Source organism: Burkholderia sp. BCC0397, from assembly GCF_902832865.1.
GTDB lineage: Bacteria > Pseudomonadota > Gammaproteobacteria > Burkholderiales > Burkholderiaceae > Burkholderia.
Map to the genome: position 1 here is coordinate 169,105 of NZ_CADFDL010000013.1, position 16,882 is coordinate 185,986.

General features: G+C 67.3%; 17 protein-coding genes. 10 read left to right on the forward strand and 7 right to left on the reverse strand.

Translation table 11 applies throughout. The features are described 5' to 3' along the window. Positions 1-126: 126 nt before the first annotated feature. On the reverse strand, positions 127-954 hold the full coding sequence (locus HWX03_RS29605) for a hypothetical protein (protein WP_175873715.1): 828 nt from the start codon (positions 952-954) through the stop codon (positions 127-129). A gap of 121 nt (positions 955-1,075) precedes the next feature. Next, positions 1,076-1,663, reverse strand: coding sequence for a tetratricopeptide repeat protein (locus tag HWX03_RS29610; RefSeq protein WP_175873716.1), 588 nt, complete (start codon positions 1,661-1,663; stop codon positions 1,076-1,078). A gap of 414 nt (positions 1,664-2,077) precedes the next feature. Here HWX03_RS29610 and HWX03_RS29615 point away from each other — a divergent pair, with 414 nt between their 5' ends. The 4 genes from HWX03_RS29615 (at position 2,078) to HWX03_RS29630 (ending at position 5,246) form a co-directional block, all read left to right on the forward strand. After that, positions 2,078-2,680: a TetR/AcrR family transcriptional regulator gene (locus tag HWX03_RS29615; protein WP_175873717.1), complete on the forward strand. Its 603-nt coding sequence runs from the start codon at positions 2,078-2,080 to the stop codon at positions 2,678-2,680. 63 nt (positions 2,681-2,743) lie between these two features. Then, positions 2,744-3,259 carry a hypothetical protein gene (locus HWX03_RS29620; protein WP_175873718.1) on the forward strand — a complete coding sequence of 172 codons (516 nt, stop codon included), beginning with the start codon at positions 2,744-2,746 and terminating at the stop codon, positions 3,257-3,259. Between the two features lie 84 nt (positions 3,260-3,343). Then, positions 3,344-4,636, forward strand: coding sequence for a divalent metal cation transporter (locus tag HWX03_RS29625; RefSeq protein WP_175873719.1), 1,293 nt, complete (start codon positions 3,344-3,346; stop codon positions 4,634-4,636). A gap of 328 nt (positions 4,637-4,964) precedes the next feature. After that, complete coding sequence (locus HWX03_RS29630; protein WP_174391109.1) at positions 4,965-5,246, forward strand: hypothetical protein; 282 nt, start codon at positions 4,965-4,967, stop codon at positions 5,244-5,246. Between the two features lie 498 nt (positions 5,247-5,744). On the opposite strand, the gene HWX03_RS29635 is transcribed toward HWX03_RS29630, so the two are convergent. From HWX03_RS29635 to HWX03_RS29645, 3 genes are all read right to left on the reverse strand, one after another. After that, positions 5,745-6,023, reverse strand: a complete 279-nt coding sequence (locus HWX03_RS29635) for a hypothetical protein (RefSeq protein ID WP_175873720.1) — start codon at positions 6,021-6,023, stop codon at positions 5,745-5,747. 116 nt (positions 6,024-6,139) lie between these two features. Continuing rightward, positions 6,140-7,762 (reverse strand): chaperonin GroEL, encoded by a 1,623-nt coding sequence (gene groL, locus HWX03_RS29640; RefSeq protein WP_175873721.1) that lies wholly within the window; start codon positions 7,760-7,762, stop codon positions 6,140-6,142. Positions 7,763-7,842: 80 nt separating this feature from the next. Continuing rightward, positions 7,843-8,160: a co-chaperone GroES gene (locus tag HWX03_RS29645; protein ID WP_175873747.1), complete on the reverse strand. Its 318-nt coding sequence runs from the start codon at positions 8,158-8,160 to the stop codon at positions 7,843-7,845. A 770-nt stretch (positions 8,161-8,930) separates the two neighbouring features. On the opposite strand from HWX03_RS29645, the gene HWX03_RS29650 reads away from it, so the two are divergent. Continuing rightward, entirely contained in the window at positions 8,931-9,209 is a 279-nt protein-coding gene (locus tag HWX03_RS29650) for a hypothetical protein (RefSeq protein WP_175873722.1), read from the forward strand. A 190-nt stretch (positions 9,210-9,399) separates the two neighbouring features. Here HWX03_RS29650 and soxR read toward each other — a convergent pair whose 3' ends face one another. Then, positions 9,400-9,882: a redox-sensitive transcriptional activator SoxR gene (soxR, locus tag HWX03_RS29655; RefSeq protein ID WP_175824360.1), complete on the reverse strand. Its 483-nt coding sequence runs from the start codon at positions 9,880-9,882 to the stop codon at positions 9,400-9,402. A 228-nt stretch (positions 9,883-10,110) separates the two neighbouring features. Between soxR and HWX03_RS29660 the strand changes: the two genes are divergently transcribed. From HWX03_RS29660 to HWX03_RS29680, 5 genes are all read left to right on the forward strand, one after another. Next, positions 10,111-11,460 carry an MFS transporter gene (locus HWX03_RS29660; protein WP_244132818.1) on the forward strand — a complete coding sequence of 450 codons (1,350 nt, stop codon included), beginning with the start codon at positions 10,111-10,113 and terminating at the stop codon, positions 11,458-11,460. Between the two features lie 391 nt (positions 11,461-11,851). Next, positions 11,852-12,382: a peptide-methionine (R)-S-oxide reductase MsrB gene (gene msrB, locus HWX03_RS29665; protein ID WP_174434215.1), complete on the forward strand. Its 531-nt coding sequence runs from the start codon at positions 11,852-11,854 to the stop codon at positions 12,380-12,382. Between the two features lie 35 nt (positions 12,383-12,417). Continuing rightward, positions 12,418-14,277 (forward strand): cytochrome c biogenesis protein DipZ, encoded by a 1,860-nt coding sequence (locus HWX03_RS29670; protein WP_175873724.1) that lies wholly within the window; start codon positions 12,418-12,420, stop codon positions 14,275-14,277. A 60-nt stretch (positions 14,278-14,337) separates the two neighbouring features. Next, entirely contained in the window at positions 14,338-15,081 is a 744-nt protein-coding gene (msrA, locus tag HWX03_RS29675) for a peptide-methionine (S)-S-oxide reductase MsrA (RefSeq protein ID WP_174434217.1), read from the forward strand. Between the two features lie 243 nt (positions 15,082-15,324). Then, entirely contained in the window at positions 15,325-16,440 is a 1,116-nt protein-coding gene (locus HWX03_RS29680) for an aromatic ring-hydroxylating dioxygenase subunit alpha (protein WP_175824356.1), read from the forward strand. 33 nt (positions 16,441-16,473) lie between these two features. Here HWX03_RS29680 and HWX03_RS29685 read toward each other — a convergent pair whose 3' ends face one another. After that, entirely contained in the window at positions 16,474-16,863 is a 390-nt protein-coding gene (locus tag HWX03_RS29685) for a cytidine deaminase (RefSeq protein WP_174434510.1), read from the reverse strand. Between the last annotated feature and the right edge of the window lie 19 nt (positions 16,864-16,882).

The following is a 16,882-nucleotide window of genomic DNA, read 5'->3' on the forward strand; positions in this document are numbered from 1 at the left end:
TTTCAAACGAACAGGACGAACGCAGCCGGTACGCGCGGATCACGCCGCACGCACCGACCATCACGAATCAGGAATCAAGACTCAGGAAGCAGCAATCGGCCGGCGGCCCCCGCCGGCCCGGCGACGTCAGTTGACCTGCAGCTGGCCACCGCGGCCCAGCCCGCCCTTCACGTCCTGCGCCTTGTAGCTGCGCAGCGCGACGACCATCTTGTTGTACGCATCGATGAACGCGACGACCGTCGCCTTGCCTTCCGGTGTCGCCGAGAAGCCCGCGAGCGCGCCGCCCACGCCACCGCCGAAGCCGCCCAGCGCCGCGCCGTAGTTGGTCGCCGTCGAGCTGCCTTCCGACGCCGCGATCTGCACTGCCGAGCGCACGTCGAACAGCGTCAGCGTCACGACCGACGCCTTCGTCTGCAGGTGGCCCGCCACCGCCGCCACCGCGCTGTTGCCGATCAGCCCGCCGATCATGCTGCCGATCCCGCCGATCGGCGAATCGTTGATCACGATCTGCGGCTCCATGTAGTAGTCGGCCGCGACACGCTGGCCCTTCTGCTGCTTCGAGCCCGCCCGGTATTCGCCCGAGTTGCGCTGCAACTGCGTGATGCGCGACAGGCGCGCGTCGCTCTTCTGGTTGCCGATCGACGTGATCACGAAGCAGTTCGACTGCTGCACCGCCAGGCGCAGCAGTGGGTCGATCGTCGTCATCTTGGTCGCGCTGCCGAACGGGCCCCACCAGTCGGCGTTGCGGCCGTCATCGACCGCGATCGTGCCCAGCGGCGACGTGCAGCGCTGCAGTTGCGAATCGGCGCCGGCGCTCGCGCCGCCGGCCGCCGCGCCCGTCACGCCGGCGTTCTGCCCGCCGGGCGTCACCACGCCGCCGCACCCCGCGACGGACGCGCCAAGCGCTGCAACCAGCGCACCTTGAATGAGACGTTGGGAAAGGTTGGTCTTCATGTCGTTGTCGATCGATTAGAGTCGTTGTTCGGCTTATGTGTCCGTGCGAACTTCGATAAGCCCCCCGGCGTGGCGCGCGATGGTGGTCTCCCCGCGGCTGCCCCCGTTGCTCGATGCCCGGTCAGTAGTACCAGTACGTCTGCTGCCAGACGCCGTAGTACGGATAGCCCGAGTACCAGTAGCCGTAATAGGTGTCACGCCATTGCGTGCGCCATTTCCAGTCTTCTTCGTCTTCTTTCTTCGCCTTGCGCGCGAGTTCGAGCAGCTTTTTCGATTCCTTGTCGCCGCGGCCGGCCGCGATCGACAGCCACTTCTCCGCTTCGCGCGAATCCGAGCCCATTTCCTCGAGGCCGAACAAGTAGAAACTGCCGAGCGCCTTCTGCGCGTTCAGGTCGCCGCGCTCGGCGGCCTCGCGCATCCACTTGAGGGCCTGGTAGCTGTCCTGGCGCACGCCGTCGCCGCGGAAATAACGCAGGCCGAGGTCGTACGCGGCCTTCGGCTGGGTCTTCGCGGTTTGCTTGAGCGCGGCGATGCGCGGATCGTCCCGGTCTTCCGCATCGTCCCTTTTTTGATAGGAGACCTGATCTTTAGGGCGATCGGAACAACCTGTGTCGTCGCAGATCCGTACCGTGCTGGCGGTAATCGACGGATCCTGCGCGCACGCGGCCAACAGCAACAGCAGCCCCGGTGCGAGTAAACGGCGATACATGGGTACTGTCCTCACGTTTCATTGGCGCCGTATTGCTTCGCGCGCTCGCCCGCGAGCATGCCCCCGGCTGGCGCGAGGCGCAGCGAACATCGTCCGCGGGCCCGCATGCCAAGGCTCTCTCAGGTTCTCTTGTCGGCTTGAAACATCGTTGCAGCGTCCGATGCGGCGGAAAGCGGAATGCGGGATACTGCCCCTGTTCCACCTCTTTAATCCACGCAATACCAACCGCTGCTTACTAGTTTCAAATGATACATATCGGTCTATCCAATAGTCAAGATAACTTGATAACCGGTGCAGGAGGGGGATTTCCGGGCGGAAGGGCCACGGATTGGGGGCGGGAGGTCGATTTCACCGAGCAGCCTGATGCTAGAATAATCGGTCTATGCTGCTGAAATATCGAGGAGGAAGCTGTTCGTGCGAGCCAACAAACGCCAGCTGGTGGTAGACAAAGCGACCGAACTGTTCTCCAGGCACGGATTCCACCCGGTGGGCGTGGACTGGATCATCGACGATTCCGGTGTCGCCCGAATGACGCTGTACCGGCATTTCGCGAGCAAGGATGAGCTGATCCGCGAAGTGCTGGTCCAGCGCTACGACCTGATCGTCGGCAGCATCGACGCGCAGTTGCAGCACGTCGTCGATCCGGTCGAGCGCATCAAGACCATCTTCGACTGGTACGCAGCATGGTTCAGGACGCCCGAATTTGCCGGCTGCCTGTTCGAGCGTGCGCTGGCCGAATTCGGCACCGCTTATGCGCCGATCTCGAATGTCGCGATCCGCTATCGCCGCAAAATGGTCGAATGGATCGCCGAACTGATCGAAGCCCTCGTGCCGGCCGAAACCGCAAACCGGCTGGCGACCGTCTTCATGATGCTGCTGGACGGCGCCACGGTCGAAGCGCGGGCGTTCAACGACTCCGCGGCTGCCGCGCGCGCGTGGCAAGCCGCGCACGCCCTTCTCGAACAGGCGATGCACGCGACGGCCTCGCCCGCCGACGGTACGGGTAGCCCGACGTAACGCACGTCGCGCCGCCGTCGTATTGCAAGCAAACCGAGGCCGGAGGGCGCCGGGGAGAACGGCATGCACGACCGAATGCGTTCGATCGGTTTCGCGCTGGGTGCGGCAATCGCATGTGCCGGCTGCAAGTCGGTGGATGTCAGCCGGTATGAAATCCAGCATCGGGATCGGAACGGCCTCACGATCGTTGCGTTCACAACTGAAGATCTGGCGTCGCTCGACAATGCGCTGTGGGCCGACCACGTCTACCCTCGGTACGCCGTCACGCCGGTCACCCTCCGGAAGCGATTCGATGTGGGTGCAACCGATCTCGACGACTATCCGTTCTCTGCCCGGCGGCTCGACCTCCACGCCCGCTGCCCGATCCCCACGTCGGCGTTCTGCTCCTCCTGGTTCATTCCGTTCCATGATCGCGCGGGGCTGCATGGTCTGGACTATGTATCGGGATTCGATGCAAACGAACCGGCGCTCCTGACGTTGCGCATCGGCAGCGGGAGCATGGCCGGGGCCCGGCTGGTGTCGAAGGAACACGCGATCAAAGTCGACGCGGGCGACATGGCGACGCCGAACGGGCCGTGATGCCCGCCTGAACCGCCGGTGCGGGAAGCCATCCGGGTGGGCACGGCAATTGCGCCTGCTGCACTCTCCGGGAGGCCCGCCATCATGAACGACAACGATTATCTCCAGCCCGAGCCGACGGAACCGGACCCGAACGCGGTCACGTGGGTCCGCCGCCTGGGCCCCGGCCTGATCACCGGCGCCGCCGACGACGATCCTTCCGGCATCGGCACGTACTCGCAGGCGGGCGCGCAATTCGGCTTCGAACTGCTGTGGGCGCTGCTGTTGACGTACCCGCTGATGACGGCCATCCAGCTGGTCAGCGCGCGCATCGGTCGCGTGACGGGCAAGGGTCTCGCGTCCAACATACGCACGCACTACCCGCCATGGCTGCTGTACGGGACGGTCGTGCTGCTGATCACGGCCAACGTGATCAACATCGCGGCCGACTTGTCGGCCATGGGCGCGGCCGTCAATTTGTTGCTGCCCGGCCCGCAACAGCTCTACATCGTGTGCCTCGGCGGCGTGTCGGTCGTGCTGCAGGTTTTCGTGCCGTACGACCGCTACTCGCGATTGCTCAAATGGACGGCGCTGACGCTGCTGGCCTATGTTGCGGTCGCCCTCATCGTGCCCGTCAGCTGGGCCGAGGTCGGTCGCGCGATCGTGCAGCCGCATGCGCAACTGAGCGCCGCTTATCTGACCACGGTCGTCGCCGTGCTCGGCACGACCATCAGCCTGTATCTGTTTTTCTGGCAGGCGTCCCAGGAAGTCGAGGAGTTGTGCGCCGTGCCGAACCAGCGGCCGCTGCGGCGCATGCCGCGCCAGGCACCCGCGCAGTTGCGCCGGATCAGCTTCGATACGTGGTTCGGCATGGGCGTATCGAACGTGATTGCATTCTTCATCGTGCTGACGGCAGCGGCCACGCTCAACGCGCATCACATCGACATCAAGACGTCGGCGGACGCCGCGCGGGCGCTCGAGCCGCTTGCCGGTCACTTCGCGTACGTGCTGTTCGCGCTCGGCATCGTCGGCACCGGCCTGCTGGCGCTGCCGGTGCTCGCGGGATCGGCCGCCTATGCGGCGGCCGGCACCTTCCGCTGGCGCAACAGTCTCGCGCTGCAGTTGGGCGTCGCGCCCGCATTCTATGCGGTGATCGTATTGGCGACCGTCGGCGGAATCGCGTTCACGTTCATGCACTTCGACCCGATCCGCGCACTTTACTGGAGCGCCGTCATCAACGGCGTGAGCGCCGTTCCGATCATGGTCGTGATGATGCTGATGGCGAGAAGCAAGCGGGTCATGGGCGAGTTTGCCGTCAAGGGCGCGCTTGCGTGGGGAGGATGGATCGCGACGCTCGCGATGGCGATCGCCGCGATGGGCGTGTTCGTGCCGGGATAAATCACACCATATCGACCGCCGTCGGCGTGAGAAAGTCGGGATCAACGATGACCCCACGGCATGTCACCGGGACGTCATTCGCGCCGACATACCATCGACTCCGGCTCGCGAAAACGCCGCTTCGCCCCTACCGCGAGCGGGAACGAATCCTGCTCGTTCGACCGCGAGGTGGAGCCAATTTATTTTCTTTGACGGATTTCGTATTACCGGCGAATATTCGCGTCGATCAATCGTTAGTACCGCTCAAAAAATAACGACACGATGCTCGCTCATTCAGTCGGGGACGTTCCACTGCTTCGCCAATTGATACCTGATCGAAGGGGAAGAAATGACACCGTTTTCCCAGAATGTGAGCATCAAGCAGACAGCCGCCTTACCCAAAGCATCGCCGCTGTCGCCCGTCTTCTGGAAGCCGGATCCGCTCGTCGAAGCCGCGCCGCCCGAGACGCAATCCACCGCCCCGGATCTTCGCGATTTCTTCGCCGCCGCCGCGCTGCAAGGTTTGCTGTCGCGTGACGCCGGTCGCAACGTGTCCACGATCGCCGACTACGAATCGAAGCGCGCAGTCAGCGCCTATCGGCTCGCCGACGAAATGCTGAAAGCGCGATGAACCGGCATGCCCGCGGGCGCCGCTCGGCCCGCGCGCCTGCAGTCGTCCGGCTCACCGGCAATGCGGAGGCACCGCGTTCCTGTCGAGCGTCGCCCTCTGTACTCCTTTGCGAACCCGGCATCATGCATCGCCGATGCGATCGGTCCCGCGCACCGTCGACATGCCGCGCCGCGCCGCGCCGCATTCATGCCGGCGTGGCACGGCCTGGCAGGTTGTTGACATGGCAACCGCTTGAAAATCCGGCGACGAGGATCGCAGGTCACGCGACGCGCGCTCGCGCCAACTGGCCGAAGCGGTCGACGAACAGGCCGAGCTGTATCGCAAGCTGCACGGCGCGGGCAACGACAGCCACGTGACACAGGTGCTCAGCGACCCGGTGACCGGTGCCGAACTCGGCACGGGCCAGCCGGCCCCCAGGGCCGCAAGCTGGCAAGCCGGACGGCGCCTGAACGGGAGTTCGACGGGCGCGCGACCAGGATCCGACGCGCCGGCGATGCATCACGCGCCTGCTTCTCCGGACTCGGTCTGGTCTGCCATCAGGTACTGAATGACCAGCGTCGGATCGGCGATGTCGAGAATCAGGCGGCGCATCACGCGCTTGCGCATGTGGTCGTCATCCAGCGTCCACGGCCCCGCCGCGTCGCCGAGGTAGCGGCCGATCGCGCCGCGATGGTCGCCATCGGGCGGCAGGCCGAGCCGCGCAGCGAGCAGGCCGGCGATGACGTCGTCGAGTTCGACGTGCAGCGGCCTGGAATCGATCGAAAGTTCGAGCTTCATGGTTAGTCTCGCAAACATGAAAAAGCGGCGCGGCGCGCCCCCGCTGTCGCGCGCGCCGGGCAAAGCCGCTCCGGCCAGCGGCTATTCGACGATCGCAGGCGAGCCTGCGACGCAGGTCAGTAGCCGAGTTCGGGCGCCGGGGCCGGCTCGGCGCTGTCCTCTTTCGGTGCTTGCGCGACAGTCGCATCGGTCGTCAGCACCAGGCTCGCGATCGACGCGGCATTCTGCAGCGCGGTACGCGTGACCTTGGTCGGGTCGACCACGCCTGCGTCCACCAGGTCGCCGTACTCGCCGGTCGCCGCGTTGTAGCCGAAGTTCCCTTTGCCCTCGAGCACCTTCGAGACCACGACCGATGGTTCGTCGCCCGCGTTGGCCGCGATCACGCGCAGCGGCGCCTCGAGCGCGCGCAACACGATCCGGATGCCGGCGTCCTGGTCCGCATTCGCGCCCCGGATGTCCGACAGCGCCGCGCGCGCACGCAGCAGCGCGACGCCGCCGCCCGGCACGATGCCCTCCTCGACCGCGGCGCGCGTCGCATGCAGCGCATCGTCGACGCGGTCCTTCTTCTCCTTCATTTCCACTTCGGTGACCGCGCCGACCTTGATCACCGCCACGCCGCCCGCGAGCTTCGCGACGCGCTCCTGCAGCTTCTCGCGATCGTAGTCGCTCGTCGCTTCGTCGATCTGCACGCGAATCGACTTCACGCGCGCAGCGATGCGCGCCGCATCGCCCGCGCCGTCGATGATGATCGTATCGTCCTTGCGCACCTCGACACGCTTCGCACTGCCAAGCTCATCGAGCGTGGCCTTGTCGAGCTGCTTGCCGGTTTCCTCCGAGATGACCGTCGCACCGGTCAGGATCGCGAGATCCTCCAGCATGGCCTTGCGCCGGTCGCCGAAACCCGGCGCCTTGACGGCGGCGACCTTCAGGATGCCGCGCATCGAATTCACGACGAGTGTCGCGAGCGCTTCGGCCTCGACATCCTCGGCGACGATCAGCAGCGGCTTGCCGGCCTTGGACGCCGCTTCGAGGATCGGCAGGAGATCGCGGACACTGGAGATCTTCTTGTCGTGCAGCAGGATCAGCGCATCGTCGAGATAAGCCGCCTGCTTCGCCGGATCGTTGATGAAATACGGGCTCACGTAACCGCGATCGAACTGCATGCCTTCGACCACGTCGAGTTCGTTCTCCAGCGACTTGCCGTCCTCGACCGTGATCACGCCGTCCTTGCCGACCTTCTCCATCGCATCGGCAATGATCTTGCCGATCGCGTCGTCCGAGTTCGCGGAAATCGCGCCGACCTGCGCGATTTCCTTGTGGGTCGAAATCGGTCGGGACAGCTTGCGCAGTTCGTCGAGCACCGCGCCGACGGCCTTGTCGATGCCGCGCTTCAGGTCCATCGGGTTCATGCCGGCCGCGACGTGCTTCATGCCTTCCTGCACGATCGCCTGCGCGAGCACGGTGGCGGTGGTCGTCCCGTCGCCGGCCACGTCGGCCGTCCTGGATGCGACCTGCTTGACGATCTGCGCGCCCATGTTCTCGAAGCGGTCCTTCAGCTCGATTTCCTTCGCGACCGACACGCCGTCCTTCGTGATCACGGGCGCGCCGAAGCCGCGCTCGATCACGACGTTGCGGCCTTTCGGGCCGAGCGTCACCTTCACCGCGTCGGCCAGCACGTTCACGCCCTTGACGATCTGCTGGCGGGCGCCATCGCGGAATTTCACGTCTTTTACGGTCATTTTCTTGCTCCGGATACAGTCGTTGAACGGGATGCCGCGCGCATCGGGCAGCCACCCGTGCGACGCGGTCGAATCGGCATTCAGGCCGCTTTCCTGGCGGCCGGCGATTCGGGTTCGAGTACGCCCATGACGTCCTCTTCGCGCATCACGAGCAGTTCCTCGCCGTTCACCTTCACGGTCTGGCCTGCATATTTGCCGAAGAGAACCTGGTCGCCGACCTGGAGCTGCAGCGGGCGCTGCGAGCCGTCCTGGAGCAGCCGGCCGCCGCCGACCGCAATCACTTCACCCTGCTCGGGCCGTTCGGCGGCCGAATCGGGAATCACGATGCCGGAGGCTGTCGTCCGCTGCTGTTCGATTCGCTTGACGATAACCCGCTCGTAGAGGGGACGAATCTGCATTTTCATTTCCTGAGCGATGAGATCACCTGGAAAAGGGAATCCGTCGGCGCATGCACGCGCAAAGGCTGCGATGCGCCGGCGTGCCATCGAATGGCGAAAAGCGAAATAGTGGCGCGGGAAGCGCGCTTCAAGAGGGCGGGAAAAGCGTGTTTGTAACAAAATGTTTCCGGCCGGAAACCGTGTTCGTCCGGCCGGCGCTTGTCTCGCGATGATCCCGTGACGGGCGACGGCACGGCCTCGACGGTCGCCGCTCCGGGTCGCGCGAAGCGTCTCGGGACGGCGCTTGAAATCCGCGCTTCCCATCCTATTTTGGTATCGCTCAAGCAGCCGCGGCTTACGCGCTGCGTGTTTCGATTTGTTTGTCAGCGAGGCCTCTCGCGGATCGACGAACTGGAGCGCGTGGTCCGGTTCGTCCTCCGTGCGAGGTCCAACCGGGAGCGAATCATGACCGATCCTTTCTTCACCTTCGATCGGCCGACGGAGGTCGGCCACCGACCACGACGCGTCGTCCGCGTCGCCCGCGTCATCGCGGGTCTGCCGGCCGGCCTGCGGGTCGCGCGCAACGGCAACGTTCGCTTCGCGCCGATCGGCGCTCGGCGACGCGCTGCGCGCAAGCCATTCGCGTTGCGCCGCGCGGACCCACCCGCCGCGATGGGCCGATCGAAGCTGCCGCGCCGTCGAGTCGCCACGCTTGGACGCGTGCTGCACCCTATTTCGTTTTTCTGCGTCACGCCTGCCGGCGGCGGTTCCGTGCGCGACGGGAGGCGGCCATGCTGAGCCCGCACGAATTCGCGACCCTGATGCTGGTGTGCCAGGCGCCGGATCAGCTCGACATGAATCGCGCCGAACTCGATGCGTTGCTCGAACGACAACTCGTCATGCTCGAACACGGCACCCCCGGCCGCCGACGCGCGTACCTGACGAAGAAGGGTCGATCGATTCTCAACGCGCTCGGGGCCGACATCGCGCCGCGCCGGGGCCATGGGTCGACGGCGGAGCGCGGCGGTCAAGGCGAAGCGCCTGGCGCACTATCGGACGAGGCGGGATGACGCGGTGTTCGGGACAGTGTCCCGGCGATCGAAGGGCGCGCGGTCATGCCCGATGTCCGCGGTATCCGCGAAAACGCGCCGCCGACACCGAAGCTCGCATCTCGTCCGTGATCCCGGCGGCTGTCGTCGAGCCCTCCGCCGACAGCCGCGGCCAACCGCCCACATGCGGATCACAGCCACATCACCGTCGTCATGAACCCGGCTTCGACCTCGACTTGCGGACAGGTTCACCCTCGAGCAGCACCGCCCCCTGTCCGCGCTCGCTCAACGCGTCGCCCGGGTTTCGCAGCGGACAATCCTTCATCGACAGGCATCCGCAACCGATGCACCCATCCATCTGATCCCGCAACTGCGTGAGCTTCCGTATCCGTTCGTTCAGCAGGTCGCGCCATCCCGTCGACAGCCGCCGCCAGTCGGCCGCACTCGGCGCCTTGCCGGACGGCAGCTCGTCCAGCGCGGCCTTGATCGTGTCGAGCGGAATACCCGCGCGCTGCGCGACCTTGATGATCGCGACCCGTCGCAGCACGTCGCGCGCGTAACGGCGCTGGTTGCCGTCGCTACGCCAGCCGTGGATCAATCCCTTCGCTTCGTAGAAGTGGATCGACGACACGGCAACGCCGCTGCGTTGCGCGACCTCGCCGACGGACAACGGTACCTGCACATCAATTTTCATGTTCCCCCGCTGTTGACCTCAACATTGGTTGAGGTTTTATAACGGATAGCGATGGCCTTTTCAAGCATCGGGTCGCCGCATGACGCGCGATCACGAATCGGAGAAAACATGGATATCGACGACGCAACGCACGCGCAACCTGCATCAGCCGCCGCCAGGCCGGACGTCAACGCAGCGGCACACGACACCAACGTCGGCTGGCATGCGCTCTTGTCCGGCGCGAACGGAATGCGATCGCTGGCACTGGCCGGTGGTGTCGCACTGCATGCGATCAACATCTACATCGCGACGACGATCCTGCCGTCGGTCGTTCGAGACATCGGCGGGCTCGAGTACTACGCGTGGAACACGACACTGTTCATGGCCGCATCGATCGTCGGTGCCCCGCTGTCCGCCAACGTGCTCGGCCGCTTCGGGCCGCGCGCCGCCTATCTCGTTGCACTCGTCGTGTTTTGCGGCGGCACGCTCGCATGCGCGAGCGCGCCGACCATGCCGTGGATGCTCGTCGGCCGGACGGCTCAGGGGTTTGGCGGAGGCATCCTGTTCGCGCTCAGCTATGCGTTGATCCGTGTCGTGTTCGACCCGCGCCTGTGGCCGCGCGCGATGGCGATGGTGTCCGGCATGTGGGGCGTCGCCACGCTCTGCGGGCCGGCAATCGGCGGGATCTTCGCGGAGTCGGGTACGTGGCGGCTCGCGTTCGTCGCATTGCTGCCCATCGCCGCCGTGCTCGCGTTGATCGTGATCGTCAGGCTGCCCGCGCGCGAGGTGTCCGGCCGGCACGCATCGTCGCCCGCGCTCGGCCGGGTTCTGCTGCTTGCCGTCTCCGTGCTCGTCGTGTCCGTGGCCAGCCTGTCGACAGCGCGAGCCGCGAACCTCGCGGGCGTCGCCGCCGGCTTGGCGATCGCGGCGCTGATCGCACGCCTCGAGCGCAGCGCGACGATCCGGTTGCTGCCGGTCGGTGCGTACAGCCTGCGTGCGCCGCTCGGCGCGATTTACGCGTGCATGAGCCTGCTCGTGATCGGGATCACGACGGAGGTCTTCGTTCCGTATTTTCTGCAGGTCATTCACGGCTACCCGCCGCTGATCGCCGGCTACCTGACCGCGCTGATGGCCGCGGGCTGGACGGTCGGCTCGCTCTTCAGCTCCGGGCGCGGCCCGCGCGCCGCGCAGGCGCTCGTGCGCGGCGGCCCGCTGGTCGTGACGTTGGCGCTCGCCGCACTGGCGTTCATCGCGCCGTCGCAGCACGCGTCCGAAGCCGGGACCGGCGTGGCAGCCCTGTGCGCGGCGCTCGTGGCGGTCGGCGCCGGCATCGGCATGGGGTGGCCGCACCTGCTCACACAGGTTCTGAACCATGCGCCGGTCGGGCAGGAAGATCTCGCGTCGACATCGATCACGACCGTCCAACTCTATGCGACCGCGATCGGCGCAGCACTCGGCGGTCTCGTCGCCAATCTTGCCGGTTTCTCGACGCCCGGAGGACTCGCCGGCGCGCAGCACGCGGCCGCATGGCTGTTCGCATTATTCGCGGCCGCGCCGCTGCTGGCCGCAGTCGTCGCGCGCCGAGTGCCCTTCCGGTAATGGCCGGGCCGCTCACGTTTTTCTGCCATACCCCGTCGAACGACAACCCGACTTGACGGAATACCTGCCATGACCTCGTGTGTTCCGCTGTACGACAGCGATCACGCCGCGCAATTCGACGGATCGCGGCTTCGTTCCGGCGTGGTCGCCCGTACCGGCGGCAGCGCCGAACGCGCCAGCCCTGCCGGATGCGTGAAATCGACGGCGCGCTGGCATGCGCGCTCCCCTCCCCCTCGCGACCGTTGTCGCCGGTGCCCGGCCGGATTCGGGCATACATTCCCGCCACCCGCGGCCAATCATCACGATTCATTTAACTTTCCGTGAGGACTTCGACACCGGCCGCTGCCTACGATGGGCGCATGTTTTCAGGACCTGCTTCCAGGAGCCCATCATGCCCACCCGCAGACACCTGCTGTTCGCCGGCGCCACCGGCCTCGCCGCGCTCGCGGCGCTGTCGTCCGCCGGCCGCCGCGCGCTGGTCGGCCGCGCGTTCGCCGCGCCGCCCGCCGGCTCACCCAAAGCCGCTCCTTTCGAGATCACGCTCAGCGACGCCGAATGGCATCGCCGGCTCACGCCCGCCCAATACACGGTACTGCGCGAAGCCGGCACCGAGCGGCCGTTCAGCAGCCCGCTGAACGACGAGCACCGGCACGGCACGTTCGCGTGCGCCGGCTGCGACCTCGCGCTGTTCTCGTCGGCCACCAAGTTCGACAGCCATACGGGCTGGCCGAGCTTCTGGAAACCGCTCGACCACGCGGTCGGCACCGACACCGACGCGTCGTTCGGGATGGTCCGCACCGAAGTGCACTGCCGCCGCTGCGGCGGCCATCTCGGCCACGTGTTCGACGACGGCCCGGCGCCGACCGGCCTGCGCTACTGCATGAACGGTCTCGCGCTCGCCTTCCACCCGGCCGCCGCCTGATCCGGCCCCACTCCCGTCCGACTGGAGAACGCACCATGCTGCTCATCGTCCTTGCCTATCTCGGCGGCGTGCTCACGATCCTGAGCCCGTGCATCCTGCCCGTGCTGCCGTTCGTGTTCGCGCGCGCCGACCAGCCGTTCGTGCGCACCGGCCTGCCGCTGCTCGCCGGCATGGCGCTCACGTTCGCCGTCGTCGCGACGCTCGCCGCCGTCGGCGGCGGCTGGGTCGCGCAGGCCAACCAGGCCGGCCGCTGGATCGCGATCGTGCTGCTCGCGGTGTTCGGCCTGACGCTGCTGATGCCGCGCTTCGCGGAACACCTGACGCGCCCGCTCGTCGCCGCCGGCAACCGGCTCACCGGGTTCGCGCAACGCGACGGCCGCCCGGCCGGCCCGGCGTCGTCGCTGCTGCTCGGCGTCGCGACGGGCCTGCTGTGGGCGCCGTGTGCGGGCCCGATCCTCGGCCTCGTGCTGACCGGCGCCGCGCTGCGCGGCGCGAGCGTCGGCACGACGCTGCTGCTCGTCGCGTATGCGGCCGGCGCGGCGACCTCGCTCGGCGTCGCGCTCGTGATCGGCGGCAAGGTGTTCGCCGCGATGAAGCGCTCGCTCGGCGCCGGCGAATGGATCCGGCGCGGGATCGGCGCGGCGCTCCTGGCCGGTGTCGGCGCGATCGCGCTCGGCCTCGACACGGGCGCCCTCGCGCAACTGTCGACCGTCACCACGGGCGGGCTCGAAACGAAGCTCGTCGACCGCCTCGGCGGCCGCTCGAACGGCGCGCCGGCAGCGACGGCCGCAACCGGTGCCACCGACAACGCGACGGGCAGCGCGATGATGGCCGCCGCGGCCGATGGCGCGCAGGCCGGCGGCGGTGCGATGGCCGGCGGCGCGATGATGCGTGCGGCCGGCGCGACGCCGTCCGCGCTGCCGGTCGAAGGCACGCTGCCGTCGCTCGACGGCGCGGTGCAGTGGCTGAATTCGCCGCCGCTGACGGCGGCCGGGCTGCGCGGCAAGGTCGTGCTGGTCGATTTCTGGACGTATTCATGCATCAACTGCCTGCGCACGCTGCCGTACACGACCGCCTGGGCACGCAAGTACGCGCCGTACGGGCTCGTCGTGATCGGCGTGCACGCGCCGGAGTTCGCGTTCGAGCGCGACATCGGCAACGTGAAGAAAGCCGTGCACGACCTCGGCATCGACTTCCCGGTCGCGATCGACAACGGCTATTCGATCTGGCGCGCGTTCAACAACGAATACTGGCCCGCGCATTACTTCATCGACGCGCAAGGGCGGATCCGCCATCACCACTTCGGCGAAGGCGAATACGCGCAATCGGAACGCGCGATCCAGTCGCTGCTCGCCGAAGCCGGCCATCCGGATGCGCTGAACGTGCCGCTCGGGCTCGCCGGCGCGCCCGCTCAAGGTGCGCTCGCGGCGGCCGACAGCGCGGACGTCCGTTCGCCCGAAACCTATGTCGGCTATGCGCGCGCGGAAAGCTTCGCGTCGCCGGGCGGCGTCGTGCGCGATGCGGTGCACCGCTACGACGGGCCGGCCCACCCGGATCTCAACGACTGGGGCCTTGCCGGCACGTGGAACGTCGGCGCCGAGCGCGCAGCGCTCGCCGCGCCGGATGGCCGGATCGTCTACCGCTTCCATGCACGCGACCTGCACCTGGTGCTCGGCCCCGGCACGAACGGCCGGCCCGTGCGCTTTCGCGTGACGCTCGACGGCGCGGCGCCCGGGGCCGCGCATGGCACGGATGTCGATGCGCAGGGCTACGGCACCGTCAACGGCCAGCGCCTGTACCAGCTCGTCCGGCAGCCCGGCGCGATCGCGGATCGCACGTTCGCGATCGAGTTCCTCGATCCGGGTGTCGATGCGTATGCATTCACTTTCGGTTGATCGCGCGCGCCGCCGCCATCCGAGCGCCGCTTTTCTCAACGTATTTCGAAGGAGCAAAAGATGAACCCGATCCCGACCCGCGATGCCGCCGCACAACGGCGCGCGGTCATGCTGCGCCGCATCGGCGCCATCGCCATCGCGGTGGCCGCCGTGTTCGGCTACCAGCGCATCGTCAATTCCGCCGAGCCGATGCGTACCGTGCCCGCGCCGACGCTCGACGAAACGCCCGGCGCGTCGCACGACGAAACCGCCGTGCTCGCCGGCGGCTGCTTCTGGGGCGTGCAGGGCGTGTTCGAGCACGTGAAGGGCGTGAAGCAGGTCACCGCAGGCTACGCGGGCGGCGCGTCCGAAACCGCGCACTACGCGCTCGTCGGCTCCGGGCTGACGGGGCACGCGGAATCGGTGCGCATCGTCTACGACCCGACGCAGATCACGTACGGCCGGCTGCTGCAGGTGTTCTTCTCGGTCGCGCACGACCCGACCGAACTGAACCGGCAGGGCCCCGACGAAGGCTCGCAGTACCGGTCCGCGATCTTCCCGACCACCGCGCAGCAACGCGCGGTCGCGACCGCGTACATCGCGCAGCTCGGCAGCGCGCATGTGTTTCCGGCGCCCGTGGTCACGCGTGTCGAAGCCTACAAGGGGTTCTATGCGGCCGAGGCCTATCATCAGAACTACCTCGAACTGCATCCCGATGCGCCGTATATCGCGTTCAACGACCTGCCGAAGGTCGCCGGGTTGAAACAGCACTTCCCGGCGCTGTACCGTGCCGACGCGGTGCTGTGGCGCGAAGCGCACTTGTGAACCGCTTGTGAGCCCGCTCGTGCCCCACCCGGTTGCGTGACGGGATGCCGCCCGCCGCCCAGCCGCGCCGCGGCCGCCACGCACCGGCGGCGGCTCGTTTGCGCCACATCAACGAATCGGCGGACGCGATGCCGGGGCAAACCCGCATCGCGTCCGCCGCGGCCGGCAACTTCGCGTAGACTCTCCGGATTCCCGCCGCTTCTTGCGGCGCTCGACATTCAGTCCCGCCAGGAGGCGTCACGCATGCGCGCAGTGCCTTTGCCTGACAGCAATACCCTCGAAGAACCGTCCACCGGCGCGGTCGTGCGCGACCTGCGCCGCGTGCCCATTCATCCTGATCACTGGTATCCGCTCGCGTGGTCGCGCGAGCTCAAGCGCGGCAAGACGCTCGGCGTGCGCTTCGCCGGCGACCCGATCGTGCTCGTGCGCACCGAATCGGGCGCCGTGTATGCGCTCGAAGATCGTTGCGCGCACCGCCAGGTGCCGCTGCATGCGGGCGTCGTGAGCGGCGAAACGCTGCGCTGCTGCTATCACGGCTGGACCTACGCGTGCGACAGCGGCCGCTGCGTCGACGTGCCCTACCTCGGCCGCGAGCGCTTGCCCAACGGCGTGCGCGCGTATCCGTGCCGCGAGGCGCATGGGCTGATCTTCGTGTTCCCGGGCGATGCCACGCTCGCCGAAGAACGGCCGTTCCCCGCGCTCGAATCGGCGGACAACCCTGCGTACAAGACGCGCCGCTTCGGCCGCGAGGTCAAGTGCCACTACTCGTTCATGCACGAGAACCTGATGGACATGAACCATCAGTTCCTGCATCGCAAGCAGATGGGGCAGATGCGCGCGCGCTCGGTGGGCCGCCGCCGCGGCGACGACTGGGTCGAGGTCGATTACACGTTCGCGCGGATGGAAGGCAAGCAGCCGGTCGGCGAGGCGCTCGTGTTCGGCGCGAGCAAGAAGCCGGCCGACCAGTCCGACAAGAGCGTGATGACGGTGCGCACCGGCTATCCGTACCAGACGCTGCAGATTCGCTCGAGCGAAGGCACGCTCGTGATGGACCTGTGGATCGTCTACGTGCCGCTCGACGCCGAGCAGCGCACCAACCGCACGTTCGGACTGCTGTCGATCCACAAGCCCGGCATCCCGTTCGCACTCGATCTCGCGTGGCCGCTGCTCGTGTGGTTCACCGAGCGCATCTTCCGCGAGGATCGCTGGATCGTCGAGCGCGAGCAGGAAGCGCACGATCGCCAGGGCGCCGACTGGAACCACGAGGTGTTCCCGGTCATCAACGAGCTGCGCGACCTGCTGCGCCAGTGCGGCGCACGCACAGTGATCCCGATCCGCGACGCGCGCGACGGCGCGTGAGGCGACGCATGCGGTTCGCCGCGGCGCGCGCCGTTACAGGGTGAACGCGCCCGGCAGCAATGCGCGGGCCGTCGTGATCTCGACGGCCCCTTTCAGGTTGGCGAGGATCACTTCGATGTCGGGCTTGCCGATCTCGATGATCACCTGACGACAGGCGCCGCACGGCGCGATCGGGCCATCCGTGTCGCCGACGACCGCGAGCCGCGCGAAATCCCCCGGCCGATAGCCGGCGGCAATCGCCGCGAACAGCGCCGTGCGTTCCGCGCAATTGCACAGTCCGTACGACGCGTTCTCGACGTTGCAGCCGTGGAAAACCGTCCCGTCGCGCGCCTGCAGCGCCGCGCCGACCTTGAAGCGCGAATACGGCGCATACGCGTGCTCGCGCGCCGCCTTCGCCTGTTCGATCAGTTCGTCTCGTTCCATCGTGGTGAGGCCTCCGGGA

Bases quoted from the DNA above. Each gene is read 5' to 3' on its own strand.
- HWX03_RS29630 (WP_174391109.1), top strand. From the start codon at position 4,965: ATGACACCGTTTTCCCAGAATGTGAGCATCAAGCAGACAGCCGCCTTA.
- HWX03_RS29685 (WP_174434510.1), bottom strand. From the start codon at position 16,863: ATGGAACGAGACGAACTGATCGAACAGGCGAAGGCGGCGCGCGAGCAC.
- HWX03_RS29625 (WP_175873719.1), top strand. From the start codon at position 3,344: ATGAACGACAACGATTATCTCCAGCCCGAGCCGACGGAACCGGACCCG.
- HWX03_RS29620 (WP_175873718.1), top strand. From the start codon at position 2,744: ATGCACGACCGAATGCGTTCGATCGGTTTCGCGCTGGGTGCGGCAATC.
- HWX03_RS29650 (WP_175873722.1), top strand. From the start codon at position 8,931: ATGCTGAGCCCGCACGAATTCGCGACCCTGATGCTGGTGTGCCAGGCG.
- HWX03_RS29635 (WP_175873720.1), bottom strand. From the start codon at position 6,023: ATGAAGCTCGAACTTTCGATCGATTCCAGGCCGCTGCACGTCGAACTC.
- HWX03_RS29610 (WP_175873716.1), bottom strand. From the start codon at position 1,663: ATGTATCGCCGTTTACTCGCACCGGGGCTGCTGTTGCTGTTGGCCGCG.
- HWX03_RS29670 (WP_175873724.1), top strand. From the start codon at position 12,418: ATGCTGCTCATCGTCCTTGCCTATCTCGGCGGCGTGCTCACGATCCTG.
- HWX03_RS29660 (WP_244132818.1), top strand. From the start codon at position 10,111: ATGCGATCGCTGGCACTGGCCGGTGGTGTCGCACTGCATGCGATCAAC.
- HWX03_RS29605 (WP_175873715.1), bottom strand. From the start codon at position 954: ATGAAGACCAACCTTTCCCAACGTCTCATTCAAGGTGCGCTGGTTGCA.
- HWX03_RS29680 (WP_175824356.1), top strand. From the start codon at position 15,325: ATGCGCGCAGTGCCTTTGCCTGACAGCAATACCCTCGAAGAACCGTCC.
- msrA (WP_174434217.1), top strand. From the start codon at position 14,338: ATGAACCCGATCCCGACCCGCGATGCCGCCGCACAACGGCGCGCGGTC.
- HWX03_RS29645 (WP_175873747.1), bottom strand. From the start codon at position 8,160: ATGCAGATTCGTCCCCTCTACGAGCGGGTTATCGTCAAGCGAATCGAA.
- msrB (WP_174434215.1), top strand. From the start codon at position 11,852: ATGCCCACCCGCAGACACCTGCTGTTCGCCGGCGCCACCGGCCTCGCC.
- groL (WP_175873721.1), bottom strand. From the start codon at position 7,762: ATGACCGTAAAAGACGTGAAATTCCGCGATGGCGCCCGCCAGCAGATC.
- soxR (WP_175824360.1), bottom strand. From the start codon at position 9,882: ATGAAAATTGATGTGCAGGTACCGTTGTCCGTCGGCGAGGTCGCGCAA.